The organism is Stenotrophomonas sp. STEN014 (assembly GCF_056760315.1).
This window is the reverse complement of the sequence record NZ_JBRREN010000002.1, coordinates 485,288-509,334: the sequence shown is the minus strand read 5'-3', so window position 1 is coordinate 509,334 and position 24,047 is coordinate 485,288. Positions and strand designations below refer to the sequence as shown.

The following is a 24,047-nucleotide window of genomic DNA, read 5'->3' as shown; positions in this document are numbered from 1 at the left end:
CGGGGGGGGCGAAACCCCGCCGGGGGGCGGGGGTCCCCAGCCGGGGGGGGCCGCGGGCCCAAAAAAACCGGGGCTCCGCGGGGTTTTTCGCCCAACCGCCCCGCCCACCCCGGTTTTTCTTCTCGTTCAACAGCCGGCACAGGTTGGCGAACATCCAGCTGATGCCCGGATCGTTGAACTGGCTGGCGATGGTGGGATAGACCGGTACGTCTTCATCCTTCATCTGGAAGGCGACACGGTTACGCTTCCACTGCTTGCGCACATCACGCAAAGCATCTTCGGCGCCACGCTTGTCGTACTTGTTGAGCACCACCAGCTCGGCGTAATCGAGCATGTCGATCTTTTCCAGCTGGCTGGGCGCGCCGAAATCGCTGGTCATCACGTACATCGGGAAGTCGACCAGATCGACGATCTCCGAATCGCTCTGGCCGATGCCGGCGGTTTCGACGATGACCAGATCGAAGTGCAGCGACTTCAGGAAACCGATGCAGTCGCGCAGCACGGTGTTGATGGCCGCGTGCTGGCGGCGGGTGGCCATCGAGCGCATGTACACGCGCGGGCTGCGCAGCGAGTTCATGCGGATGCGGTCACCCAGCAACGCGCCGCCGGTGCGGCGACGGGTGGGATCGACCGAGATCACGGCGATGCGCATGGCCGGGAAGTTGGCCAGGAAGCGGTTGAGCAGTTCATCGGTGACCGAGGACTTGCCGGCGCCGCCGGTGCCGGTGATGCCGATGACCGGGGTCTTGCCGGCGGCCAGCTGCCACTGCTTGCGCAGGTGTGCCAGCTCGGCATCGCTGTAGTTGCCGTCTTCCAGCTGCGAGAGCACGCGGCCGATGCCGATCTCGTCACCGCTGGCCGGAGCGTCGTCCACCGCATCACGGGCGTGGGCATCACGTGCGGTGCCGGCACGGGCGACCACATCCTCGATCATCTCCACCAGCCCCATCTTCATGCCGTCGTTGGGGTGGTAGATGCGCTCCACGCCATAGGCCTGCAGCTCGCGGATCTCTTCCGGGGTGATGGTGCCGCCACCGCCGCCGAACACCTTGATGTGGCCGGCGCCGCGCTCGCGCAGCATGTCCACCATGTACTTGAAGTACTCCACGTGGCCGCCCTGATAGGACGACAGCGCGATGGCGTCGGCGTCTTCCTGCAGCGCGGCGCGTACCACGTCCTCGACACTGCGGTTGTGGCCCAGGTGGATGACCTCCGCGCCCTGCGCCTGGATCAGCCGGCGCATGATGTTGATGGCCGCATCGTGGCCATCGAACAGGCTGGCGGCGGTGACAAAGCGCAGGGGGGTGCGGCCCGGATCGAGCATGGGGGGCTGGGCCTGCGGAACGTGGGGGGCGGGAGTACTCATGGGCCGTACGACATCCTGTTTCTGATGAAACCGATCATAGAACCGGGGGCGCGAGAGGTCAGGTTGCAGCGCAGCGTGACCTTTTCCGGGATTGCTGCCGCACACCGCGCCACGCGCGGGCACCGGGGGTTCCCCGATTTCCGGCCCTCAGAGCGCGTGATAACTATCGCCATTGCAAAACATCTGCCTTCTGGGGAGGAGGCATCGCATGTCACGTTCGACGGCAACACTGCAATTGGCCTCACTGGATGACTATCACCAGCAACTGGTGCGGATGCTGTTGCAGATTCTGGAACCGCGCCTGCAGCGCCGCTGGGAAACCCTGGCCGGCGGCGACGCCGACGCCTATCTGGTCGATACCGGGTGCAGCGCCGGCCAGCAGCAGCTGGGGCAGCTGCTGGCCGGGCAACGCGGTGGTTGCGTGATCACCCTGGGCGAGGACACCGCCACGGGCGTGTTCTGGCAGCTGCCCAAGCCGCTGCGACTGAATGGATTGCTGACCGCGCTCAATGCGTTCTCCAGCCAGGCCCCGGTGACGCCCGCCATCGTGGCGCCCGCCGTCGCGGCCGGCAGCTGCCGGTACCGGCTGATCGAATGGCCGGCGCTGGAGCGCGGCATGGACCACCCCGAAGAACTGCGTCTGCTGTCGGTGCTGTCACGCCGTGCGCTGTCGTGCGCGGAGATCGCGAACATGCTGGACCTGTCGGCCAGCCGCGTGACCGCGATCGTGCAGCGGCTGGACGCGGACGGGCTGCTGTTGCGCGAGGCCGCCACCCCGGTGATCGCACCGGTTCCTGCGGCACCGCCGCCGCGTGACCGCGGCCTGATCTCGCTGCTGCGCCGCCGCTTCGGTCTGTAAGCCATGCACCATCACAAATTCCTGTTCGTCGGCGCGCCCGGCGCCGGCAAGACCACGGCCATCGCCGCGGTCAGCGACATCGCCCCGCTGTGCACCGATGTGCCTTCCTCCGAGGAGGACCGGCAGACCACGGTGGCGCTGGATTTCGGCGAGACCAGGCTGGGCGAGGACCTGCGCCTGGGCCTGTACGGCGTGCCGGGGCAGCAACGGTTCGAGTTCCTGTGGCCGGTGCTGGCGCCGGGCACGCTGGGCGTGCTGTTGCTGCTGGACGCGCGCGATGCGCCCGACAGCGAGCGGGTGCAGTGGTTGCTGCAGCGCTGCGGCGAACATCTTTCCCATGCCGAACTGGTGGTGGGCATCACTCATGGCGATCTGCCCGGTGCCCATCCGCCCGCCCGTTTCATCCCCCCGCTGGCCGCCTGCGGGATCGACGCCCCGGTGCTGGCCGTGGATACCCGCGTGCCCACGCAGGTGCAGTCGTTGCTGCGCGTGCTGGTGGCCCGCATCGAATCCCAGGCCCTGCTGTCATGACACTGCTTCCTCCTGCCTCCTCCCGCCCTGCGTTCTCCGCCCCCGCCCTGCCCACCGCCGCCTGCCAGCAGCTGTTGCAGGAATTCCTGGACGGCCCCTGCGACGTGCGCGCGGCCCTGGTGGCCACGGCCGATGGCCGCCTGATCGCCGTGGCCAGCCGCATCGAGTTCGAGCCCTCGCGCATTGCCGCCATCGGCGGTTCGATGCTGGCGCTGTCAGAAGCCTGCGCCCGCGAACTGGGCCACGGCACCTGCCGCAACAGCCTGATCGACTGCGAGCTGGGGATGACCGTGATCCTGCGCGTGGGCGCGCCGCAAGGCGGCTGGGCGCTGACCACCATCGGCACGCGCGGCAGCAGCCTGGGCCTGCTGTTCAACCATTCCAAACAGCTGGCCGAACAGCTGGCGGTCGTCGCCGCGCAATCGCACTCCCCCACCCCACGCGTTTCCCTCCCTCTTGCCTAAGGAAGTCACCCGATGAGCCTCTCCCAGACCTGCCAGACCATCCTCGAAAAAGTGGACGACGGTTTGGCCTGTGCCCTGATCGACCTGGAATCCGGTCTGCTGCTGGGTATCCACAACCGCGCCACCCATCTCACCGAGGCCTATCTGGACGCAGTGGCCGCCGCCTCGGTGGAGATGTTCCGCGGCCGCAACGTGCGGGTGGTGGAAGACATGATTTCCCAGCATCGCGGCGACGAATCGATGCGGATGATCCAGGAGATCCAGATGTCCACCGAACGCACCTATCACTTCATGAGCGTGCTGCCGGAAAAGAAGCACATGCTGGCGATGCTGATCACCGGGCGGCGTACCAATCTGGGCATGGGCTGGGCCACGCTGCGCGCCGGCCTGCCGGAGCTGTCGCGTTACTGCCCCTGAGGGGACAGGCCGCCCCGGCCACCGCGGCCGGGGCGGCCTCCAAGGAGGCCCGTAGACATCGCTTCGGAGGGAATGCTTTAGAATGGCGCCCGCGACCAAGTCACTCACCCCGACGACGTCGCATTTTTGTTTTATGGACCGCCATTTGGCTGCACGATCACGGACGTTGCCGCAGTAGCGCAATCGGAGCTTCCATGCTTTTCGAAACCCTCGAGACCTCTGGCCACGAACAGGTCGTGTTCTGCCACAACCGCGACGCCGGCCTGAAGGCCATCATCGCGATCCACAACACCACGCTCGGCCCGGCACTGGGTGGGGTGCGCATGCGTCCCTACGCCAGCTCCGACGATGCGCTGCGTGATGTGCTGCGACTCAGCCGCACGATGACCTACAAGAACGCGCTGGCCGGCTTGAATGTGGGCGGCGGCAAGGCGGTGATCATCGGCGACCCCAAGGTCGACAAGAGCGAGGTGCTGTTGCGCGCGTTCGGCCGCCAGGTCGAGGCGCTGGGCGGGCGTTACATCACCGCCGAGGACGTGGGCACCGACGTCAACGACATGGAGAACATCTACCTGGAAACCGGTTTCGTGACCGGTGTGCATCAGGCCCATGGCGGCTCCGGCGACCCGGCCCCGTTCACTGCCTACGGCGCGCTGCAGGCGCTGATGGCCTCGCTCAACCGCAAGTTCGGCCATGAGGAAGTGGGCAAGGTCAGCATCGCGGTGCAGGGCCTGGGCCATATCGGCATGGAGCTGGTGAAGCTGCTGCGCGAGCGCGGCGCCAAGCTCTACGTGACCGACCTGGACCCGGTGCTGGTGCAGCGCGCGGTGACCGAATACGGCTGCGAGGCGGTCAAGCCCGATGCGATCTACGACGTGGCTGCCGACGTGTTCGCGCCGTGCGCGATGGAAGGTGGCATCGGCTTGGAGACGCTGGACCGGCTCAAGGCCAAGGTGATCTGCGGCACCGCCAACAACCAGCTGGCCAGCCATGCGGTGGGCGATGAACTGTTCAAGCGTGGCGTGCTGTGGGCGCCGGACTACGCGGTCAATGCCGGCGGCGTGATGAACGTGGCGCTGGAGATCGACGGTTACAACCGCGAGCGGGCGATGCGGCAGATCCGCAGCATCTATCACAACCTGGGCAAGATCTTCGACCAGTCCGAGCGCGAGGGCATCTCGCCACAGCGCGCGGCCGACCGGATCGCCGAAGCCCGGATCGAGGCCATCGGCAAGCTGAAGATGCCGATGGGCCGGACGACGCCACGCATGAACCGCCTGCGCGGCGAGTAGAGCGTGGGCTGATACGGAAAAAGGCGGGCGAGAGATCGCCCGCCTTTTTTGTTGCCCGTTACAGCAACCTCAGAACGCCTGCTGCAGGCGCAATGACAGCTGCCGGTTGTCGCCGCGCGGGCCGAAGCGCTGGTCATAGCCCCACGACAGCCGGGCGTTGCGCGTCAGCCAGGTGTCCACCGACACCCCGAACAGGCCGCCCGAGCGCGCCGGCTGCAGGCCGTCCAGCGGCGCCCAGGCATCGACCCCGGTAAAGCCGGTGCGCAGGCTCAGGCCCTCGCTCGACACCGCCTGCTGCCATTCGGCGTAGCCATTGAGTGCCAATCCACGCCACTGGTACTGGCCGCGCAGCCCGGCCAGGGCCTGCGTGCGTTGGCTACTCCAGTCATTGGCGCGCAGGCCGAACCCGTAGCCGCCCTGCTCGTGGAAGGCATCGCTGTCGATGCGGGTGTATTCGGCCCCCAGATAGGGGATCAGCGTGGCCGCGCCGTGGCCGAAGCGGTAGCCGGCCTCGACGCTGCCGGACAGGAAGCGGCCGCCATAGCGGGCCTGCACGCCGGCGCGTTCGCCACCGAGCAGCAGGCCGCGGTCCAGTTCGCGCTGGTACTGGCCGAAGCCGGCCTGGCCCAGCACATAGGCGCTGTCGTGGTGCCAGCCGGCATAGAGCTGGCTCTGGGTCTGGCGGTCACGGCTGCGGTCCTGCGCGATGCCGGCGGTGGTGTTGGCGCGGGTTTCACCGAAGGCGAAGCCCAGCACCGCGTTGCCGCCCAGTGACGCCTCGCGCCCCAGCATCCAGCCACCGACGCTGTAGTCGCTGCCCAGATAACCGCCCTGCCCGCCATTGCCGAGCGAGCGCATCCACGCCCCGCCGGTTGCCGCAGCGCCGGCCTGCTCGTCGAACTGCGCCGACAGCGCGCGACGGTTCATGTCGATGCTGTCGAAAGTCATCGCCGTGGCGGTGGCATGGGCTTCGCCGGAGAGGCTGCGCAGCGTGGCCGCGGCGGCCTGCTCGCTGGGACTGCGCTGGATCGCGCCGGCGCCACGGATGACCCCGTCGGCGATCGGCCCGGTCCCGCGCCCCTGCTGGGCATCGATCTGCCGGAAGGCCGATTCCACGCGCACGGCCGCGCCCAGCGCCTGCGGGGTGATGCTGCGCATCGACAAGGCCGCGGCGGTGACATCCAGCCGGCTGATATCCAGCCATGCCTGGTTCGCGCTGTAGCCCGGCACGGCGGTCAGCAGCACGCCCGGTGCGGAGGTCAGTGCATCGAAGGTGCCGCTCAGTCCGCCATCGGCGGTCAGCACGTACTCGCGCGCCTGATGCACATAACCACTACGCACCCCGAGCACGTGCAGGCCGCCGCCCTGCAGCGTGGCCTGGCCCTTGACCAGCAGCTGGCCATAGCCGACGGTCAGGTCCAGCCGGCCGCCGGCCTGCTGGGTGTAATCGCCTTCGATGCGGATACCGCCCTGCGCCGCACCGGCGCTGTCGATTTCCACGATGCCGGCGTTGCTCAGGTTCTTCCCCAGCCATGCGGTGCCGGCCAGGCGACCGCTGTTCTCGACGATGACGTCGGAGGCGCGCAGATCGCCGGCCACCGCCAGCGTGCCCTGCTGGACGCGGGTGGTGCCGGTGTAATCCAGAGGCAGACCCGCGTGCCCCAGCACCAGGGTGCCGCTACCGCGTTTGACCAGGCCACCGCTGCCGGTGATGGGGTTGCTCCAGGTCGAGCTGCCGGCCAGGTTGACGGTGACATCGCCCCAGTCGAACTTGCCCGGGCCATTGACCGCCTTGCCCACGTTCAACAGGCCATAGCCGAACACCGCGTCCGGCCCGGCCTCGCCCAGGTCGGTGGCGGTGCCCAGCAGGGTCTGCCGCACCAGATCGTTGTTGAAATACGGGAAGGCCTGCCACACCAGCGCCGCCGCCCCGGACACCAGCGGCGCCGCATACGAGGTGCCGCTGCCGTAGAAGTACTGCAGGTTGCCGGCGGTGCTTTGGTGGCCGATGAACAGCGCGGTGCCCGGCGCCACCAGACAGTAGCTCTTCGCCACGCCGCAGGCGTTGGAGTAGTAAGCCAGCTTGTCCGGATTGGCCGTATCCACCGCCGCCACCGCCAGCCAGCCGCGCTCCAGGTCGGCCGCCGGCAGCGTGCCATTGGTGCCGGCCTTGCTCGGCAGCGCCGCCATGTCGGAAGGATTGGGCCGCGATTCGTTGCCGGTGGCGAACACCACCAGACCGTCATTGCTGGTGATGAAGGGCCGGTACTCGGCGGCGATCGGCGCGGTGGCGGAAGTGCGGGTCCAGTACAGCCCGCCCCAGGAGTTGTTCATGATGCGCGCGCCGGCGCGGATCAGGTCGTCGTGGATCGGCGCCAGCCCCAGCGCGCCGGTGACCTCGTTCCCCTGGCCGGAGCCGTCATCGACCGGCGCCTTGTCGGCGATGATCCGCGCCGACACGATCTGCGCGCCCGGTGCGATACCCCCGGGCCACTGTCCGGCCGCCGCACCGGCGGCCAGCTGCGCCACCGTGGTGCCATGCCCGACCACGTCGTCGATATTGGCGTTGTTCTTGGCCGGGTCCAGATAGAAATAGTTGGCGACCACGCGCCCGGCCAGCGTCGGGTGGTTGCGCATCACCCCCGAATCGATCACGCCGATCCGGTAGCCGGCACCGGTCAGCCCCATCGCCTGCGCGGCCTTGGCATTGGTCAGGGCCAGATGCGCATCCATCGCCGGTTGCGGCGTGGGCGGTGGCGGCGCAGGAGGTGTGGGCGGTGGCGGAGTTGTCGGTGGCGGGGTTGTCGGCGGTGGCGCGCTAGGCGGCGGCGATACCGGCGGCGTGGGCTTGGTTCCACCGCCCCCTCCGCAGGCGCCCAGCACCAACGCCAGCGCGCTGGCCAACACATTGCGTCCCCACACCTTGCTGTTCATTCCCAGCCCCACTCCCCAGTTGGTTGCTATTGCCAATTCAGGTCTTGCCGGCCGCCGGCCGAGCGATGGCGAACATCTATACTGCAACGACAATCCGCTGTCTCCCGGGATGTGCCGTTGGTCCAATGGGCGGACATCCGGAGACATTCGATAATTGCCGCAAGGTATAACCGAGATTGCCCATGTCCGACATCGTCATCGCCGCCGCCAAGCGCACCGCTATTGGTTCCTTCCTTGGCCAGTTCAACGGCGTCCCCACCCCGACCCTCGGCGCGACCGCCATCAGCGCCGCGATGGCGCAGGCCGGCATCCCCGCCGCCGATGTCTGCGAAGTGATCATGGGCTGCGTGCTGCCGGCCAATTTGGGCCAGGCACCCGCCCGCCAGGCTTCGCTGGCCGCCGGTCTGCCGACCAGCGCCGGCGCCACCACCCTCAACAAGGTGTGCGGCTCGGGCATGAAGGCGATCATGCTCGGCCATGACCTGATCAAGGCCGGCTCGGCCAGCATCGTGGTCGCCGGCGGCATGGAATCGATGTCCAACGCCCCGCACATGCTGCCGAACTCGCGCACCGGCAACCGCTACGGCAACTTCCAGGCCGTGGATCACATGGCCTGGGACGGTCTGACCAATCCCTACGACGGCCAGTCGATGGGCGTGTTCGCCGAAGCGGCGGTGGCCAAGTTCGGCTTCAGCCGCGAAGAGCAGGACGCCTACGCGATCGAATCGGTCAAGCGCGCCCAGGCCGCACAGGCCAGCGGTGCGTTCAACGACGAGATCGTCGCGGTGAAGGTCGCCACCCGCAAGGGTGACGTTGAATTCGACCAGGACGAACAGCCGGGCAAGTCGGACGTCGCCAAGATCCCGACCCTGCGTCCGGCATTCAAGAAGGACGGCAGCGTCACCGCCGCCAGTTCCTCGAGCATTTCCGACGGTGCCGCCGCCGTGGTGCTGCTGTCGGCCGACGACGCCGCCAGGCGGGGTGTGCAGCCGCTGGCCCGCATCGCCGCACATGCCACCTTCTCGCAGGAACCGGAGTGGTTCACCACCGCCCCGATCGGCGCGATCGGCAAAGTGCTGGAAAAAGCCGGCTGGGATATCGACGAGGTGGACCTGTTCGAGATCAACGAGGCCTTCGCCGTCGTGGCCATGGCGCCGATCCGCGAACTGGGCATTCCGCATGCCAAGGTCAACGTCAATGGCGGGGCCTGTGCGCTCGGTCATCCGATCGGTGCATCGGGTGCGCGTCTGGTGGTTACGCTGGTAAACGCCTTGCGCACGCGCGGCCTCAAGCGTGGCGTCGCATCGCTTTGCATTGGCGGTGGCGAAGCAACCGCTATCGCCATCGAATTGATCTGATTGGAAAATTTCAGACTTTCGCAAATATGAATGCGGAGTCGCTTGACAGCCCAAATGGGATTGTCATCATGTTCCCGGCGCGCAATGGCGCGTTGCCTAATTTCACGACGAGGATTCACAAATGAGCATCAACAAGCTGCTGATCGCTATGACCCTGGGCCTGGCTCTGGCTGCCTGCTCGAAGCAGGAACAGGCTGCTGACGCTGCTGCCGACGCAAACCAGGCTGCTGCTGAAGCCCAGGTCGCTGCTGACCAGGCTGCTGCTGCTGGCGACGCCACCGCTGACGCTGCCCAGGCTGCTGCTGACACCGCCGCCACCGCTGCCGACACCGCCGGTGCCGCCGCTGCCGACGCCGCTGGCGCCGCCACCGACGCTGCTGCCGACGCTGCTGCCGAAACCGCCAAGGCTGCTGAAGACGTGGCTGCCCAGGCCAAGGACGCTGCTGAAGAAGCCAAGAAGTAATAACTTCTTCTTCAAAGCGAGTCTGAAAAAGCCGCTGGTTCGCCAGCGGCTTTTTTTTTTGCCTGGCGTTCCGGTGCGGATGCATTGACACAATCTGAATCCGCGCTCGCCTAGGCTGACTGCGTCATCCCCGACACAGGAGAGCGCAATGAAGATTCTTGTTCCGCTGCTGGCAGGCAGTCTGGTGCTGGCACTGGCAGCCTGCAACGATCCCAACGCAGAGCAGGCCAAGCGCGAGGCCGCCGCGGCGGCGGATCACGCGGCCGATGCCGCGCGCAACGCCGGCGAATCGGCTGCGCAAGCAGCAGACAACGCCGCCGACCGCGCCGCCGCCGCTACCCGCGAAGCGGCCGCCGAGTCGAAACAGGCCCTGGATAAAGCCGCCGATGCGACCGCAAGGGCGGCCGATGACGCCAGCATGGCCGCCAAGGAAGCCGCCGCAGATGCTACGGCCGCCACGGCCGAGGCCGCCAAGAAGGCGGCCGACCACGCCGAGGAAGTGGCCAAGGACGCGCGCGAGAAGGCCAACGAGGCCAAGCATTGATAGACTGGCCACGCGTCCACGCCTTCCGGAATGGCGCGTGGCCACCTTGCTGCACGCACCTTCGTTCCACCTGCCGGATACAAAGGTATCCGGGCCTGGACCGGTTCGCCGCCTAGTGGATGCCCTGTCGATCCACTTCTTATTTCCCGGTCAAGGTAGCAATGCAGCACAGTAAAGGCAGCAAAGTTGCGCTGGCATTTTCCGCACTGGTTTTCATCGGCATCGGCATTGGCGTTTTTGTCGGCGCACGGCATTTCATCGCCGATGCGGCGCTGGTGGCGCATACCCATGAGGTTATCGGCCGGATCGACGAGATCCAGGCACGCGTGCTGGATGCCGAGTCGGCCGAGCGTGGCTATCTGCTGACCGGCAGCGAAGCGTATCTGCTCGATTACCAGATCAGCGTCGAACGGGTCCCGGTGCTGCTGTCGAACCTGATCAAGGCGGTGGCCGACAATCCCCCCCAGGCCCAAAGCGCCCGCACGCTTGAAGCGTTGGTGCAGCGGCGGCTGTCGCAGATCCAGCGCGTGGTGGACATCTACGACCAGCAGGGCCTGGAACCGGCGCGGGCGGCGATCACCCAGAACGCGTTCCGCACCACCAGCGCGATCCGTGAGCAGGCACTTACCATGGTGAACGTGGAGCAGGCGATGCTGGTGCAGCGCGCGGCCAGCTCCCGACGCAGTGCCGACCTGCTGCTGGGCCTGGCCCTGGCCGGCATTCCGTTCGGCCTGATCGTGGTGGTGTCGGTCTACGGCATCCTGCTTTCGGAATTGAACCGGCGCAGCCGCGCGGAGCAGCGCGCCGCCAGCGCCAGCCTGCAATTGAGTGCCAACCTGGAACAGATGGAACGCGCCAGCACCGACTTGCAGACGCTGGGCCGCTACACGGGCCTGCTGCAGAGCTGCGCCAATCCGGAGGAGGCACTGGAAATCACCGCGCGCACGCTGGAAGCGCTGCTGCCTGACACTGCCGGCTCGGTCTACCTGCTGCGCGCCTCCAATGATCGTGCCGAGAGCATCGTCAGCTGGGGTACCCCGCAGGTGGAGACCGCCGCGTTCCTGGCGCCGGGCGACTGCTGGGCGATACGCCGCGGCCAGCCCCATCTGGCTGACGATCTGCGACGCGACGCCAACTGCCCGCACATCGCCCGGCCGGCGGCAAGCGAGTGCGTCGCCACGGCCTGCATTCCGATGTCGGCGCAGGGCGCCCAAATCGGCTTCCTGTTCCTGTGTGGGCCAGGCCCCGGGCCGCTGCCGCGCCTGGCCATCGCCGAATCGGCCATGGAACAGCTGTCGCTGGCATTGAGCAACCTGCGCCTACGCGAATCGCTGCGGCTGCAGTCCATCCGCGATCCGCTGACCGGGCTGTACAACCGGCGCTATCTGGAAGAATCCCTGACCCGCGAACTGGCCCGTTGCGGACGCCGCGCGCTGCCACTGTCGGTGCTGATGCTGGACGTGGACCACTTCAAGAATTTCAACGACACCCAAGGCCACAGCGGCGGTGATGCCCTGCTGGCGGCATTGGGGCAGCTGTTCTCCTCGCGCCTGCGTGGCGAGGACATCGCATGCCGCTACGGCGGCGAGGAATTCACCCTGATCCTGCCCGAAGCCGATGGCGTGGCCGCCGAGCGGCATGCCGAAGAACTGCGACTGGCGGTGTCCCAGCTGTCGGTCCCCTTCAATGGCAAAACCCTGCCGCCGATCACCATCTCGCTGGGGGTGGCCACGTATCCGGAAGACGGCGTAGCCGGCCTGACGCTGCTGCGCAAGGCCGATGCGGCCTTGTATCGGGCCAAGCGCACCGGCCGCAACAAGGTGGTGCGCTTTGATGGACAACTGGATGGCGCCGGCTGATCAGTCTGCCGGCAAGGCCCGGGCCAGTATCCCGGCAATGGGCAGGTGCGCGGGCAAGGCCCCGTAGCACGGCATCGACACGCCGGCGCCCCAGCGGGCTTCAATGAATGCCGCCGCGAACGGGCTGCCCGCGCGTAGCAACGCGGCCGCTTGCAACAGCGTAGCCAGTATGGCCGACAGCTGCCGCGCGACGCCCTCGCCAGGCAGCGCTTCGACCAGCATCGAACGGACACGCTGCACCGCGCTGTCATAGCCGGCATGGCGCCCCTGCCCCTGCGCCAGTTCGTGCAGCAGCGCCGACCGCGTCGCCGGCTCCCGGCCCAACGCACGCAGGACATCCAGGCATTGCAGGTTGCCGCTGCCCTCCCAGATCGAGTTGAGCGGCGCCTGGCGGTACAGCCGCGGCAGCATCGACTCCTCGACATAGCCCGCGCCGCCCAGGCACTCCTGTGCCTCGTTGATGAAACCCGGCGCGCGCTTGCAGATCCAGAACTTGCCCAGCGCCGTGGCGATGCGCGCCAACGCCGCCTCGGCGGGATCGTGCCCGGCGGCATCCACCGCCCCGGCCACCCGCAGCGCGAAGGTGGTAGCCGCCTCCGATTCCAGCGCCAGATCGGCCAGCACATTGGCCATCAACGGATGCTCGACCAGCCGTTTGCCGAAGCTGCGCCGGTGCCGGGCGTGATGCAGCGCCTGCGCGAGCGCCATGCGCATCTGCGCCGCCGAGCCGAGCATGCAATCCAGCCGCGTCAGCATCACCATCTCGATGATGGTGGCCACGCCGCGTCCCTCCCCGCCCACCCGCTGTGCCCACGCGCCGCAGAACTCGACCTCGCTGGAAGCATTGGCCCAGTCGCCAAGCTTGTCCTTCAGCCGCATCAGGCGGAAATCGTTGCGCCGCCCACAGGGCAGCCGGCGTGGCATCAGGAAGCAGGTCAGGCCGCCCGGCGCCTGCGCCAGCACCAGCCAGCCATCGGACATCGGCGCGGAGAAGAACCACTTGTGGCCGACCAGCCGGTACTCGCCGTCGGTCGCCAACGCAGTGGCACGGGTGGTGTTGCTGCGCACGTCCGAGCCGCCCTGCTTCTCGGTCATGCCCATGCCCAGGGTGATGCCGGCCTTGTCACTGACCGGCACATCACGCGGATCGTAGAACGGCGCGGCCGCCTTGGCGGCCCAGTCGGCCAGCGCCGGCACCTGCCGCAGTACCGGCACCGCGGCGTGGGTCATCGTCAGCGGACAACTGGTGCCGGCTTCGGCCTGGTGATGCAGATAGCTCAACGCCGCACGCGCCACGTGCGCGCCGGGTTGGGGCGAATGCCAGGACAGCCCCGCCACGCCCTGGGTCTTGGCCACGTCCATCAGCCGGTGATAGGCCGGATGGAACTCGACATGGTCGATCCGATGTCCCTGCGCATCATGCGTGCGCAACCGCGGCCGCTGGCCATTGGCATCGAACCCCAGCCGGTACAGCTCACCGCCGGCCAGCGCCCCATAGGCGTCCAGTACCCCGGCAAACGGCGCGGCGCCCTCCCGGGCCACCGCTTCGCGCAACGCCGCATCATCGCGCCAGAGATTGCGCCCTTCGAACGGCGGCGGCTGGTTCTGGACCACGTGGGTCTCAAACGGTGGCGTAGCCATGGCGATGCCCGGGTGACAGTGTCGGCCCGATTCTGCCGCAACGCCGCGGCCGCCGGGTTACGCGGCCGGTTTTCCCGCCGGCAGCGCCAGCGCCTGGATGAAGTCCGCCGCCAGCGGCAGCTTGCCGAACAGGCCATGCTGGGTTCCACTCAATACCCGCAGCATGTGGCCGCGACCGCCCGGTAGCCGCCCCATCGGCTGGAACAGCACGTCACGGGCGCGGGCCACCCAATCGCGGTCGGACTGGAAGACCGGCGTCAGCCAGCGGCTCCAGAACTGGTACAGCCAGGCGTGCGCCTTGCGCTGGGCCTGGTAGCGGGCCAGCGCGGCATCCACGCCGTGCTCCGCACGCAGCGCATCGCGCAGCGCCACCGCATCGAGCAGGGCCATGTTCACCCCCTGCCCCAGCTGCGGGCTCATCGAATGCGCCGCATCACCGGCCAGCACCAGCCGGCCGCGGTACCAGCGCTCCATTACCGCATCGCGATAGCTGGCCCGTGCCAGCTGGGACTGCATCGTGACATGCTGCAAGCGCTCGCGCGCCTCCGGCCACAGCGTGTCGATCTCTTCCAGCCACGGCTCCAGCCCGGCCTGTTCCCAGGCCGGGAACTGCTCGCGCGGCAGGCTCCAGAAGAAACTCAGCCGTGGCTCGGCATCGCCCGGACGGGTGCCCACCGGCAGCAACCCGATCATCTTGCGCGCGGCCACATAGCGCTGGCGCAGCTCATCGCCATGCGGCCAGCCGGCGCGCGGCAACAGGCACCACAGCGCGCCCCACGGATAGACGCGATCCAGCCGGGTGCCCTGCACCTGCGCGCGCAGTGCCGAGGCCGCACCGTCGGTGGCGATCACCAGATCGAACGGGCCATGCCAGCGGCCGTGGTGGTCCTGCACCCGCCGCAGCGAGTCGTCGATCGCGGTGATGCGGCTGTGCACATGCAACGCCTCGCGCCCGGCCCACGCGGCATCCAGCAGCGAGAACAACGCACCACGCTGCATGCCGATGCCACACAGGCGCGCGTCCAGCCCGGCGTAGCGCATGTCCATCACCGCGCGTCCGCAGGGCGTCTCGCCATACAGGCGGCGCACCACCGCGCCATGTTCCAGCACCTGCGGCAGCAACTGCATCTGCCACAGCGCCTGCAATCCGCTGGGCTGCAGCAGGAAGCCTGCGCCTACCGGTCCGGGCGCGGCCGCCTGCTCGAACACCTGCACCCGGTGCCCATCGCGGGTGAGCAACACCGCCAGCGCCTGCCCGGCCGTGCCATAACCGACGATGGCGATATCCAACGCTTTACGCATTTCCGTCCTTGTCATCGCCAGCGTGGGCGACTAAAAAAAAACCCCGCCGCAGCGGGGTTTTCCAGCGCAACCGGGTGAATCACTCGGCCGGCGTGATATTCGAAGCCTGGGCACCCTTCGGGCCCTGGGTCACGTCATAGCTGACGCGCTGGCCTTCCTGCAGGCTGCGGAAGCCCTTGGAATTGATCGCGGAGAAATGCGCGAAGACGTCGGCGCTGCCGTCCTCCGGTGAGATGAAGCCAAATCCCTTGGCGTCGTTGAACCACTTGACGGTACCGTTCGGCATGGTGATGCGAGACCTTGTTCGATGAATGGATTGATGCACGCTGAATGAAGCGCACAAACGGAGTATGCAAACCTTAAGGCGGGATGACAATCACCCCCGGGCCAATTCACCCACCAAAGTCGGCAAACCCGCCGAGGCGGCTTCAACGTTGGCCAGCACTTCGGCCATGGTGATTTCCTCGGCCTCGCCGCAGCCTGCCGCCCAGTTGGCGACGATAGCCAGGCAGGCGTATTCCAGCCCCAGCTCGCGGGCCAGGCCGGCCTCGGGCATACCGGTCATGCCGACCAGATCGCAGCCATCACGGCGCATCCGCGCGATTTCGGCGTTGGTTTCCAGGCGCGGGCCCTGGGTGGCGCCGTAGCAGCCGCCGTCCTGCATCACTACCCCCGTGGCCTTGGCCGCCGCCAGCACCCGGGCACGGAATGAAGGCGTGTACGGATGGCCGAAATCCACGTGCAGCACGTCGCTGCCGTCCTCTTCGCACAGCGTGGAAATACGGCCCCAGGTGTAGTCGATCAGCTGGTCCGGGCAGGCCAGCACGCGCGGCCCGAAGTTGTCGGTGATCCCGCCAACGGTGTTCAACGCCAACACTCGCGTGGCCCCGAGCTGCTTGAGCGCGGCCAGGTTGGCGCGGTAGTTGATCTTGTGCGGCGGGATCGAATGGCCCTCGCCGTGACGGGCCAGAAATGCCACGCGCTGGCCGTTCAACAGGCCGACCCGGACCGGGCCGGACGGCGCGCCGTAGGCGGTCTGCACCTCGTGGGTCTGCACCTCATCCAGTGCGGCCAGCGTGTAGACACCGGTGCCGCCGATCACCGCCAGGGCGATATGTTCCATGCTTGTTTCCTGATGCATTTCAATCATGACGTCTGGCGCGGCGATGGCGGCCAGACGTCATCTCCGGCAGCGCCACTGCGCCGCTTCCTCGCACGGCGGGCACCCGGGTGCCCGCACAGCGCGGTCTTATTCCTTCATCGCGTAGATGGCCGGCAGCGGACGCAGCGCTTCGCTGACGTCCATGCCGAAACCGAACACGAAACGGTCCGGCAGTTCGATCCCGGCATAATCGGCCTTGACGTCCGACAGGCAGCGGTCGTGCTTCTTCACCGTCAGCACGGCGATGCGCACGTCGGTGGCGCCCTGCTCGATGCACCACTGGCGCACGCCTTGCAGGGTGAAGCCTTCATCGAGGATGTCATCGACCAGCAGCACGCGACGGCCGAACAGGGCGCTGACCGGGCGGTGCTTCCACACCAGCTCGCCGCCATTCTCGCCGTGATAGCGCGAGGCCTGCATGTAATCGAACTGGGCGTCCTGGCCGCGTGCGCCCAGCTCCAGCGCGAGCTGGCCGGCGAACGGCAGCGCGCCATTCATGATCGACAGGAACACCGGGACTTCGCCCTTGTAGTCGCGGGCGATGGCATCGGCAATGGCGGCGATGGCGGCGTCGATGGTGGGACGGTCGACCAGCAGATCGGCCTGGGCCACGGCTTGTTCAAGAGTGAGTTTGGACATCAGGCGGTTCTTCCAAGGGTTTCAAGCAAACGGTTACGGGTATCGCCATGGCGGGCATCGGCCAGCAGGCCGCCCCATGCCAGTGCGCCATGGGCGATCAGGCCCAGCAGCGCGGCGGTATTGAGGCTGCGGCCGCTCACGGCCTGCAGTGATTCTTCGACCAGTTCCGGGTGGCAGACCAGCACCACGTCGCAACCGGCATCAAGATGGGCATCGACGCGCCCCTTGACGCCACCGGCAGCGAACGAGGCCGCCATGCCGATGTCGTCAGAGAACACCACGCCGCGGAAACCCATCTGTTCGCGCAGGATCTGGTTGATCCAGCGCGGCGAATAGCCGGCCGGCTCGGGGGCGACCTGCGGGTAGATGACATGGGCCATCATCACCGCATCGGCCCCGGCGGCGATGCCGGCGCGGAACGGCAGCAGGTCGTGGGCTTCGATTTCGTGCAGCGGACGCGGATCGATCGCGGTGTCGACATGGGTGTCTTCGCGCACCGTGCCATGACCGGGGAAATGCTTGAGCGTGGCGGCCATGCCGGCGGCATGCATGCCGCGCACATAGGCCGCGGTCAGTGCCGCGACCACCTGCGGATCTTCGGCAAAGGCGCGGTTGCCAATGGCCAGATTGCCGTGGCCCACGTCCACCACCGGGGCGAAGCTCAGGTCGATGCCGCTGGCGCGGATCTCGCTGGCCATCAGCCAGGCATGCTGCTCGGCCAGCGCCAGCGCGGCCGCCGGATCGGTGGCATGCAGCTTGCCCAGTACGTCCAGTGACGGCAGATCGCTATAGCCTTCGCGGAAGCGCTGCACCCGGCCGCCCTCCTGGTCTACCGCCAGCAGCAGCGGACGCGTGGTCGCGGCGTGGATGGCCGAGGTCAGCTCGACCACCTGCGCACGCGAGGCGAAATTGCGCTTGAACAGCACCACGCCGGCGACCGCATCATGCTGCAGCCAGCCGCGCTCCTGCGCGGTCAGTTCAGTGCCGGCGACGCCGATCAAAAGCATGCGGGGGCTCCAGTTCGCCGCAAACCGCGGCGTAGCGGCGCATTGTCGCAGATGGCGCCCGCCGCGTCAGACTCCGCGCTCAGATACTGCAGCCGTCCGGCCCGCAACCCGGTTCATCCTGGCCCGGCGCAACGGCGGGGGCCCGCTCCGCGGCGACCTTGGCCAGCACCTCGGCGAACGCCTCCGGTGGCTGGGCGCCCTGCACCGCATAGCGGCCATTGATGACGAAGGTCGGCACCGACCGGATACCCAGCGCCTGCGCCTGGCCCAGCCCGGCACGCACTTCGGCCAGCCCCTCGTCCGAATCGAGCAATTGCTGGACCCGCACGGCGCTGATGCCGCCCGCCGCCGCAGCGCCGGCGAGCACCTGTGGATCGGCCAGATTGCGGCCCTGCGCGAAGTGGGCATGGAACAACGCCTCGCCCACTTGCTCCTGCACGCCTTCGCGGCCCGCCAGCCACAGCAGACGATGGGCCGGCAACGTGGTCACCCGCACCTGGCCCTGCTCGAAATCCATCGGCAACCCTTCGGCACGCGCGGCCGCCTGGGTCTGCGCCAGCATCTGCGCGATGCGTTCGGCCCCGCCGAACTTGGCCGCATAGGCCTCGCGCAGCGGTACGGGGGTGGCGTCGGCATCGGGATCGAGCAGGAACGGGTGCCAGTGCACCTCCACCGGCGGGGCGTTCTCGCCCATCAGCTCAAGCCCGCGCTGGAAGCGATGCTTCCCGATCCAGCACCAGGGGCAGACCACGTCGGACCAGATATCGATACGCATGACGGTTTCCTTTGATCGGCGGTATCAGCCGCGCTCTTCAGCGCTCCATTGCGCATACGGACGCGAGGCCAACGCCAGGTTGTAGTAGCGCAGCTCGTCGGTGACTTCGGCGCCGGCCCAATCGGGCTTGTCGAACACCTGGTCGGCGCTCTCCAGCTCGACCTCGACCACCACCAGCCCGGCGTTTTCGCCGAGAAACTCATCCACTTCCCACAACAGGCCGTCGTGGCGGACCAGATGTCGGCGCTTGTCGATCAAACCACCCACGCACAGCGCCAGCAGCTCGCGCGCCTCGCTGACCGGCACCGGGTATTCGAACTCCTGCCGGGTGTGGCCCAGCTCGCGCGATTTGATGTTCAAGTACGCCTCCTCGCCCTGGATGCGCACGCGCACCGAGGCCTTCTGCGCGCCACTGTCCATCGCGCCGACATCGTTGAGGTAACCCTGGGCCATCGGAATGACCACATGCGCCGCAGCGCGCCAGCCGTCGCCGGTGACGCGGAACTTGCGTTCAATCTCGATGCCCATGGCTTACTTCTTCTCGAACACGGCAATGCTTTCCACGTGCGCGGTGTGCGGGAACATGTCCATCGCCCCGGCCGACACCAGCGTGAAGCCCTGCTCGTTGACCAGATAGCCGGCATCACGCGCCAGCGAACCCGGATGGCAGCTGACATAGACGATGCGTTTGAACTGATCCAGCGGCAGCTGCTGCAGCACATCGATCGCGCCCGAGCGCGGCGGATCCAGCAGTAGCTTGTCGAAGCCCTGCTTCATCCACGGCGTGTTGCGCTGATCCTGGGTGAGGTCGGCCGCATAGAACTGGGCGTTATCCAGACCGTTGCGCTGTGCGTTTTCCTTGGCACGGGTGACCAGGCCGGTCTCACCTTCCACGCCCACCACTTCACGCACCGTGCGTGCCAGCGGCAGGGTGAAGTTGCCCAGCCCGCAGAACAGGTCGAGCACGCGCTCATCCGGCTGCGCATCCAGCAGCGTGAGCGCGTGGGCGATCATCTGCTGGTTCAACTTGGCGTTGACCTGGATGAAATCCAGCGGACGGAACGCCAGTTCCACATTCCACTGGGGCAGCGCGAAGGACAGCGCCACACCGTCGGCCGGCCACAGCGGCTGCACTGTCTCCAGACCGCCGGATTGCAGGTAGATCGCAAAGCCGTGCTCCTGACCGAACGCGATCCACGCCTGCGTGTCAGCGTCGGACAGCGGCTGCAGGTGGCGAATGGTCAGGGCGATGGCGGCATCGCCACCGATGAACTCGATCTGCGGGATATCGCGCTTGCCGTCCAGCGTCTCGATGAAGGTCGACAGCGCCGACACCTTGGTGCCGATTTCCGGAATCACCGTCAGGCATTGCTCCAGATCGGCGACAAACCGTGGATCCAGTTCACGGAAACCCACCAGGGTCTTATCCTTCTTCTCGACCCGCCGCACCGAGAAGCGGCCCTTGCGGCGATAGCCCCAGCTGTCGCCGGCCAGCGGCGGCAGCACGGTACCGGGCTTCACATGGCCGATGCGCTCCAGGTTGTCCATCAGCACACGCTGCTTGGCAACGATCTGCTGCGACTCGTCCAGGTGCTGCAGCACGCAGCCGGCACAAACACCGAAATGCGGACAACGGGGCTCAACGCGATGCGGCGATGTCGTCAGCACCTCCACGGTGCGGGCCTCATCGAAGTGCCGGCTTTTGCCGGTCTGCTCGGCCATCACCGTTTCCTGCGGCAACGCGCCGCTGATGAAGGTCACCTTGCCACCCTCGCCTTCACGGCGGGCCACGCCACGGCCATCGTGGCTCAGGTCGAGGATGTCGGTCTGGAACGGCGTTTTGTCTATGCGGGGGGTTCTGGATCGGGCCACGTGGCAAACGACTGCGGGCAAAAGGGGGCGTATTGTCGCAGATGCGGCACAAACGGACTCCCGTCGCTTGCGGCTGGCTCACGCCTCGCTAAGATGCAACCTACAGCTGACATGGAGGCAGCCATATGAATACGCATGATCAGGGGACAACCATTCCCCGCTTGCTACTGGTCGAGGACGACATGACCAGCCAGGGATTTTTCCAGGCCGCACTGGAGTCGTTGCCGGCCCACGTGGATATCGCCGATTCGTTCGCCAGCGCCCTGCAGCGCAGCGCGGCTGTGCGCCACGACCTGTGGCTGATCGATGTGAATCTGCCCGACGGCGACGGTCCGGCCCTGCTCAGGCGCTTGCGTGAAATCCATCCGGGAGTGCCGGCCGTGGCGCACACCGCGGACGCCTCCGCGACGGCCGGCCAGCGGCTGCGCCAGGCAGGATTCTGCGAAACGCTGATCAAACCCATGAGCCGCGAAACGCTGCTCAAAACCGTGCGCCGCACGCTCGCCCGGGGCGGCGACGATGCCAGTTTCGTCAGTGAGGAATCGGCTTCGGACTGGGACGAAACCGCGGCGCTGAGCGCGCTCAACGGTCAGCGCGAACACCTGAACGCGCTGCGCGACCTGTTCCTCAGCGAGCTTCCCACGACCCGGGATGCCGTGGTCTCGGCCTGCCAGCAGCACGATGACGCGATGCTGCGCTCCCAGCTGCATCGCCTGCAGGCCAGCTGCGGATTTGTCGGTGCATCGCGACTGGGCCGGGCGGTACGCCAGTTGCAACAGGCCCCTGATTCGCAGGTGGCGCGGCAGCAGTTCGCCACTGCGGTGGACGCGTTGCTGCACTGAGTCAGCTCAATCGCGACGGGCGTTCAGATCACCGAGCATCTCCCACGATTTCAGGCCACGTCCGCCCAGATGATGCAGCAGCACCGCACGCATCTGCGGGCGCAGGCTCGACAGATCATCTGGTGCCGGGATGCGGTCTTCGGCCAAGGCCAGCAATGCCGCGCCGGTAGCAAGATGGCGCCGCTCGCCGGTACCGCGCTCGCTGAGCAGCCGCTGCGGCCCGCCCTGCGGGTCCAGCCGGTAACGGGCAGCCGGATCGATCGGCTGCCCGTCGGCCGTGTACTGCCAGTCAAAGCCGACACCCAGCGCTTCCAGCAGATCCCGCTCAAAGCGCCGCAATGACCACGCCAGTGGCTCGCCGCCTGCCAAGCGGGTGCGCACCATTGCATAGGCCTCATAGAGCTCGGGCAGCGGGTCCTGGCGAGGTGCCAGGCGCAGGACCAGTTCGCTGATATAGAACCCGGCCAACATCGCCGGCCCCAGCAGCCGCGGCGCGGCGTCCTGGCTTTCCGCACGGCGCAACTGCGCCAGCTCGCCCTTCATGACCGCATCGAAATGGATGTATTGCAGAGGCTGCAATGCGGCCCGCAATACCTGCTTGCGCGGACCGTGTACGCCGCGCGCGAGCAGGCCCAGCCGGCCGTGCTCGCGGGTCAGCACCTCGACCAGCAGGCTGGTCTCGCGCCACGGCCGCGCATGCAGCACATGGGCGGGTTCGTCATCGATCCGCATGGACGATCACCGGCGGGCGATCACGCTTGTGCCTCAGTTGTCGCCGTAACCGAATGCCTTGAGCGCGGCCTCGTCATCGGACCAGCCTTCGCGCACGCGCACCCAGGTTTCCAGGAACACCTTGGCATCAAACAGACGCTCCATCTGTTGCCGGGCTTTGGCACCGATGTCCTTCAGGCGCGCGCCGCCCTTGCCGATCACGATGGCCTTCTGCCCTTCGCGCTCGACCCAGATCACCGCACCGATACGCAGCAGATTGCCATCTTCGGCGAAGCGCTCGATTTCCACGGTGGTGGCGTAGGGCAACTCCTCACCGAGCTGACGCATCAGCTGTTCGCGCACCAGCTCACCGGCAAGGAAACGCTGACTGCGATCGGTGATTTCATCCTCGCCGAACATTGGCGGCGCTTCCGGGACCAGCTTCAGCAGATCCTTCACCAGCTGCTCGAGCCCATTGCGCTTGAGCGCGGACACCGGGTGCACGGCGGCAAAATCACGGCCTTCGGTGATCTGCTGCAGGAACGGCAGCAGCGCGCCCTTGTCCTTCATCCGGTCGACCTTGTTGACCACCAGCACCACCGGGATACCGGCGTCGCGCAACACGTTGAAGGCCAGCGTGTCCTCTTCGTCCCAGCGCCCGGCCTCGATCACCAGCAAGCCGGCATCGACACCTTCCAGCGAGCTGCGCGCCGCCCGGTTCATCACCCGGTTCATCGCCCGCTTCTGCTGGCGATGCAGGCCTGGGGTATCAACCAGCACCAGCTGCCCTTCCGGGAACGTGGCGATGCCCAGCAACCGATGACGCGTGGTCTGCGGACGGTTGGAGACGATGCTGATCTTGGCCCCGACCAGGGCATTGGTCAGGGTGGATTTGCCCACATTGGGGCGACCGATGACGGCAACACTGCCGCAACGATGGGAGGATGAGTCGTTCACTTCGAATCCAATTGCTCGATCGCGGCCGCGGCCGCCTGTTGTTCGGCCAGCCGCCTGGAAGTGCCTTCGCCTTCAGTCGCCACGGCAGGGTCAGCCACGCTGCAACGCACATGGAAGTGCTTGGCATGGTCGTCGCCGGTCTCCGATACCAGCTCGTATACCGGCAGTGTCTTCTGCCGGGCCTGCAACCACTCCTGCAGGCGGGTCTTGGGATCTTTTTCCGGCTTGTTCACCGGCACGGCGGCCAGCGCGGCCTCGAACCAGGGCAGCACCCGGGTACGGCAGGCCTCGAATCCGGCATCCAGGTAGATAGCGGCCACCACCGCTTCCACGGTGTCTGCCAGGATCGAGTCGCGCCGGTGCCCGCCGGACTTCATTTCACCCGGCCCCAGGGTCAGGCGCTCGCCCAGTTGCAGCGCACGGGCGACAACTGCCAGCGCGCCTTCGCAGACCAAGGTGGCGCGGGCACGGGTCAACGCACCTTCGTCGGCCTTGGGCCAGCGCAGGAACAGCGCTTCGGCGATCAGCATATTGACGATGCTGTCGCCAAGGAACTCCAGACGCTCGTTATGCGGAGCGCCGGCACTGCGATGGGTCAGGGCCTGCTTGAGCAAGCCCTGATCCTTGAACGGGTGACCGATCAGATCACCCCGCTGGAATGGTTTATTCGGCACCGCGTTTTGTCAGATCCTGAGAATTGTCAAAGCGCCCGACGATATCCAGATTGCCGATCAACGCCTTACGCACCTCGTAGTTGACGCTCATGCGCCAGCCGCCTTCGATACGGTCAAACTTGATGTTGTCTCGCTTCACCGTATCGGAATAATTCATATCCATGCGCTTGAAGAACAACTCCTGCGCTTTGCCAGGATCCATGTCCGCGCTGCCGGACTCATTCGCCAGCGACTTCATTGCGACCTTCACCGCGTAAAATTCCTGATACATCGGGAACAGCTTCATGCCGATGTAAAGCGCAAAGCCGACAACGGCCAGCACCATCAGGAACGAAGTCAGCGTCATACCGCGCTGCTTGCGATTCATAGCCTTGTGAT

The 24,047-nt window shown here is 67.0% G+C and carries 25 protein-coding genes; 10 read left to right on the top strand and 15 right to left on the bottom strand.

Going from position 1 to position 24,047, the window contains the following annotated elements; translation table 11 throughout:
• Positions 1–1,366 (bottom strand): cobalamin-dependent protein (locus ACVOMC_RS05045; RefSeq protein ID WP_481523053.1); only part of this gene is annotated, 1,366 nt, incomplete at its 3' end.
• A gap of 208 nt (positions 1,367–1,574) precedes the next feature.
• Between ACVOMC_RS05045 and ACVOMC_RS05040 the strand changes: the two genes are divergently transcribed.
• The 5 genes from ACVOMC_RS05040 (at position 1,575) to ACVOMC_RS05020 (ending at position 4,929) form a co-directional block, all read left to right on the top strand.
• On the top strand, positions 1,575–2,225 hold the full coding sequence (locus ACVOMC_RS05040; RefSeq protein WP_481523052.1) for a MarR family transcriptional regulator: 651 nt from the start codon (positions 1,575–1,577) through the stop codon (positions 2,223–2,225).
• 3 nt (positions 2,226–2,228) lie between these two features.
• Positions 2,229–2,756, top strand: coding sequence for a GTP-binding protein (locus tag ACVOMC_RS05035; RefSeq protein ID WP_481523051.1), 528 nt, complete (start codon positions 2,229–2,231; stop codon positions 2,754–2,756).
• Entirely contained in the window at positions 2,753–3,220 is a 468-nt protein-coding gene (locus ACVOMC_RS05030) for a roadblock/LC7 domain-containing protein (protein ID WP_481523050.1), read from the top strand. Before ACVOMC_RS05035 ends, ACVOMC_RS05030 begins: the two co-directional genes overlap by 4 nt.
• A 12-nt stretch (positions 3,221–3,232) precedes the next feature.
• Positions 3,233–3,637, top strand: a complete 405-nt coding sequence (locus ACVOMC_RS05025) for a hypothetical protein (protein WP_054657520.1) — start codon at positions 3,233–3,235, stop codon at positions 3,635–3,637.
• Positions 3,638–3,831: 194 nt separating this feature from the next.
• Positions 3,832–4,929 (top strand): Glu/Leu/Phe/Val dehydrogenase dimerization domain-containing protein, encoded by a 1,098-nt coding sequence (locus ACVOMC_RS05020; protein WP_481523049.1) that lies wholly within the window; start codon positions 3,832–3,834, stop codon positions 4,927–4,929.
• 69 nt (positions 4,930–4,998) lie between these two features.
• Here ACVOMC_RS05020 and ACVOMC_RS05015 read toward each other — a convergent pair whose 3' ends face one another.
• A complete protein-coding gene (locus ACVOMC_RS05015) occupies positions 4,999–7,863 on the bottom strand; it encodes a S8 family serine peptidase (protein WP_481523048.1) in 2,865 nt (954 codons plus the stop codon).
• A 182-nt stretch (positions 7,864–8,045) separates the two neighbouring features.
• On the opposite strand from ACVOMC_RS05015, the gene ACVOMC_RS05010 reads away from it, so the two are divergent.
• The 4 genes from ACVOMC_RS05010 (at position 8,046) to ACVOMC_RS04995 (ending at position 12,087) form a co-directional block, all read left to right on the top strand.
• Positions 8,046–9,221: a thiolase family protein gene (locus tag ACVOMC_RS05010; RefSeq protein ID WP_481523047.1), complete on the top strand. Its 1,176-nt coding sequence runs from the start codon at positions 8,046–8,048 to the stop codon at positions 9,219–9,221.
• Positions 9,222–9,342: 121 nt separating this feature from the next.
• Positions 9,343–9,684 carry a hypothetical protein gene (locus tag ACVOMC_RS05005; RefSeq protein WP_481523046.1) on the top strand — a complete coding sequence of 114 codons (342 nt, stop codon included), beginning with the start codon at positions 9,343–9,345 and terminating at the stop codon, positions 9,682–9,684.
• Positions 9,685–9,832: 148 nt separating this feature from the next.
• Complete coding sequence (locus ACVOMC_RS05000; RefSeq protein WP_481523045.1) at positions 9,833–10,228, top strand: hypothetical protein; 396 nt, start codon at positions 9,833–9,835, stop codon at positions 10,226–10,228.
• A gap of 161 nt (positions 10,229–10,389) precedes the next feature.
• Positions 10,390–12,087, top strand: coding sequence for a diguanylate cyclase (locus ACVOMC_RS04995; RefSeq protein ID WP_481523044.1), 1,698 nt, complete (start codon positions 10,390–10,392; stop codon positions 12,085–12,087).
• Here the strand turns inward: ACVOMC_RS04995 and ACVOMC_RS04990 are convergent, their stop codons facing one another.
• From ACVOMC_RS04990 to rlmD, 9 genes are all read right to left on the bottom strand, one after another.
• Positions 12,088–13,728, bottom strand: coding sequence for an acyl-CoA dehydrogenase family protein (locus ACVOMC_RS04990; RefSeq protein WP_481523043.1), 1,641 nt, complete (start codon positions 13,726–13,728; stop codon positions 12,088–12,090). It abuts the gene before it with no gap.
• Positions 13,729–13,785: 57 nt separating this feature from the next.
• Positions 13,786–15,030, bottom strand: a complete 1,245-nt coding sequence (locus ACVOMC_RS04985) for an FAD-dependent oxidoreductase (protein ID WP_481523042.1) — start codon at positions 15,028–15,030, stop codon at positions 13,786–13,788.
• A gap of 79 nt (positions 15,031–15,109) precedes the next feature.
• The gene (gene cspE / locus ACVOMC_RS04980; RefSeq protein WP_057506519.1) at positions 15,110–15,316 is read right to left on the bottom strand and encodes a transcription antiterminator/RNA stability regulator CspE; all 207 of its coding nucleotides are present in this window, start codon (positions 15,314–15,316) and stop codon (positions 15,110–15,112) included.
• A 90-nt stretch (positions 15,317–15,406) separates the two neighbouring features.
• On the bottom strand, positions 15,407–16,153 hold the full coding sequence (locus ACVOMC_RS04975) for an S-methyl-5'-thioinosine phosphorylase (protein ID WP_481523041.1): 747 nt from the start codon (positions 16,151–16,153) through the stop codon (positions 15,407–15,409).
• Positions 16,154–16,279: 126 nt separating this feature from the next.
• Positions 16,280–16,831 (bottom strand): hypoxanthine-guanine phosphoribosyltransferase, encoded by a 552-nt coding sequence (locus ACVOMC_RS04970; RefSeq protein WP_054659156.1) that lies wholly within the window; start codon positions 16,829–16,831, stop codon positions 16,280–16,282.
• Complete coding sequence (gene nagZ / locus ACVOMC_RS04965; RefSeq protein ID WP_481523040.1) at positions 16,831–17,838, bottom strand: beta-N-acetylhexosaminidase; 1,008 nt, start codon at positions 17,836–17,838, stop codon at positions 16,831–16,833. Before nagZ ends, ACVOMC_RS04970 begins: the two co-directional genes overlap by 1 nt.
• Before the next feature lie 79 nt (positions 17,839–17,917).
• Complete coding sequence (locus ACVOMC_RS04960) at positions 17,918–18,613, bottom strand: DsbA family oxidoreductase (RefSeq protein WP_481523039.1); 696 nt, start codon at positions 18,611–18,613, stop codon at positions 17,918–17,920.
• Positions 18,614–18,637: 24 nt separating this feature from the next.
• Positions 18,638–19,141 carry a CYTH domain-containing protein gene (locus ACVOMC_RS04955; RefSeq protein ID WP_481523038.1) on the bottom strand — a complete coding sequence of 168 codons (504 nt, stop codon included), beginning with the start codon at positions 19,139–19,141 and terminating at the stop codon, positions 18,638–18,640.
• A 3-nt stretch (positions 19,142–19,144) separates the two neighbouring features.
• The gene (rlmD, locus tag ACVOMC_RS04950) at positions 19,145–20,485 is read right to left on the bottom strand and encodes a 23S rRNA (uracil(1939)-C(5))-methyltransferase RlmD (RefSeq protein ID WP_481523037.1); all 1,341 of its coding nucleotides are present in this window, start codon (positions 20,483–20,485) and stop codon (positions 19,145–19,147) included.
• A gap of 125 nt (positions 20,486–20,610) precedes the next feature.
• Between rlmD and ACVOMC_RS04945 the strand changes: the two genes are divergently transcribed.
• Positions 20,611–21,327 (top strand): Hpt domain-containing response regulator, encoded by a 717-nt coding sequence (locus ACVOMC_RS04945; RefSeq protein ID WP_054658661.1) that lies wholly within the window; start codon positions 20,611–20,613, stop codon positions 21,325–21,327.
• 6 nt (positions 21,328–21,333) lie between these two features.
• On the opposite strand, the gene recO is transcribed toward ACVOMC_RS04945, so the two are convergent.
• The 4 genes from recO to ACVOMC_RS04925 are packed head-to-tail and all read right to left on the bottom strand — an operon-like array spanning position 21,334 to position 24,036.
• Positions 21,334–22,059 (bottom strand): DNA repair protein RecO, encoded by a 726-nt coding sequence (recO, locus tag ACVOMC_RS04940; RefSeq protein ID WP_481523036.1) that lies wholly within the window; start codon positions 22,057–22,059, stop codon positions 21,334–21,336.
• Between the two features lie 33 nt (positions 22,060–22,092).
• Positions 22,093–22,995, bottom strand: a complete 903-nt coding sequence (gene era, locus ACVOMC_RS04935; RefSeq protein ID WP_054658659.1) for a GTPase Era — start codon at positions 22,993–22,995, stop codon at positions 22,093–22,095.
• Entirely contained in the window at positions 22,992–23,669 is a 678-nt protein-coding gene (gene rnc / locus ACVOMC_RS04930) for a ribonuclease III (protein ID WP_057506522.1), read from the bottom strand. Before rnc ends, era begins: the two co-directional genes overlap by 4 nt.
• A complete protein-coding gene (locus ACVOMC_RS04925; RefSeq protein ID WP_089153148.1) occupies positions 23,659–24,036 on the bottom strand; it encodes a DUF4845 domain-containing protein in 378 nt (125 codons plus the stop codon). Before ACVOMC_RS04925 ends, rnc begins: the two co-directional genes overlap by 11 nt.
• Between the last annotated feature and the right edge of the window lie 11 nt (positions 24,037–24,047).

Excerpts from the sequence above, each read along its gene's own strand:
- ACVOMC_RS05025 (WP_054657520.1), top strand. The coding sequence starts at position 3,233 with ATGAGCCTCTCCCAGACCTGCCAGACCATCCTCGAAAAAGTGGACGAC.
- ACVOMC_RS04995 (WP_481523044.1), top strand. The coding sequence starts at position 10,390 with ATGCAGCACAGTAAAGGCAGCAAAGTTGCGCTGGCATTTTCCGCACTG.
- ACVOMC_RS04985 (WP_481523042.1), bottom strand. The coding sequence starts at position 15,030 with ATGCGTAAAGCGTTGGATATCGCCATCGTCGGTTATGGCACGGCCGGG.
- ACVOMC_RS04925 (WP_089153148.1), bottom strand. The coding sequence starts at position 24,036 with ATGAATCGCAAGCAGCGCGGTATGACGCTGACTTCGTTCCTGATGGTG.
- ACVOMC_RS04970 (WP_054659156.1), bottom strand. The coding sequence starts at position 16,831 with ATGTCCAAACTCACTCTTGAACAAGCCGTGGCCCAGGCCGATCTGCTG.
- ACVOMC_RS05015 (WP_481523048.1), bottom strand. The coding sequence starts at position 7,863 with ATGAACAGCAAGGTGTGGGGACGCAATGTGTTGGCCAGCGCGCTGGCG.
- ACVOMC_RS05035 (WP_481523051.1), top strand. The coding sequence starts at position 2,229 with ATGCACCATCACAAATTCCTGTTCGTCGGCGCGCCCGGCGCCGGCAAG.
- ACVOMC_RS04975 (WP_481523041.1), bottom strand. The coding sequence starts at position 16,153 with ATGGAACATATCGCCCTGGCGGTGATCGGCGGCACCGGTGTCTACACG.
- ACVOMC_RS04955 (WP_481523038.1), bottom strand. The coding sequence starts at position 19,141 with ATGGGCATCGAGATTGAACGCAAGTTCCGCGTCACCGGCGACGGCTGG.
- ACVOMC_RS04945 (WP_054658661.1), top strand. The coding sequence starts at position 20,611 with ATGAATACGCATGATCAGGGGACAACCATTCCCCGCTTGCTACTGGTC.
- recO (WP_481523036.1), bottom strand. The coding sequence starts at position 22,059 with ATGCGGATCGATGACGAACCCGCCCATGTGCTGCATGCGCGGCCGTGG.
- ACVOMC_RS05010 (WP_481523047.1), top strand. The coding sequence starts at position 8,046 with ATGTCCGACATCGTCATCGCCGCCGCCAAGCGCACCGCTATTGGTTCC.
- ACVOMC_RS04960 (WP_481523039.1), bottom strand. The coding sequence starts at position 18,613 with ATGCGTATCGATATCTGGTCCGACGTGGTCTGCCCCTGGTGCTGGATC.
- cspE (WP_057506519.1), bottom strand. The coding sequence starts at position 15,316 with ATGCCGAACGGTACCGTCAAGTGGTTCAACGACGCCAAGGGATTTGGC.
- ACVOMC_RS05000 (WP_481523045.1), top strand. The coding sequence starts at position 9,833 with ATGAAGATTCTTGTTCCGCTGCTGGCAGGCAGTCTGGTGCTGGCACTG.
- ACVOMC_RS05040 (WP_481523052.1), top strand. The coding sequence starts at position 1,575 with ATGTCACGTTCGACGGCAACACTGCAATTGGCCTCACTGGATGACTAT.
- ACVOMC_RS05005 (WP_481523046.1), top strand. The coding sequence starts at position 9,343 with ATGAGCATCAACAAGCTGCTGATCGCTATGACCCTGGGCCTGGCTCTG.
- ACVOMC_RS04990 (WP_481523043.1), bottom strand. The coding sequence starts at position 13,728 with ATGGCTACGCCACCGTTTGAGACCCACGTGGTCCAGAACCAGCCGCCG.
- ACVOMC_RS05020 (WP_481523049.1), top strand. The coding sequence starts at position 3,832 with ATGCTTTTCGAAACCCTCGAGACCTCTGGCCACGAACAGGTCGTGTTC.
- ACVOMC_RS05030 (WP_481523050.1), top strand. The coding sequence starts at position 2,753 with ATGACACTGCTTCCTCCTGCCTCCTCCCGCCCTGCGTTCTCCGCCCCC.
- nagZ (WP_481523040.1), bottom strand. The coding sequence starts at position 17,838 with ATGCTTTTGATCGGCGTCGCCGGCACTGAACTGACCGCGCAGGAGCGC.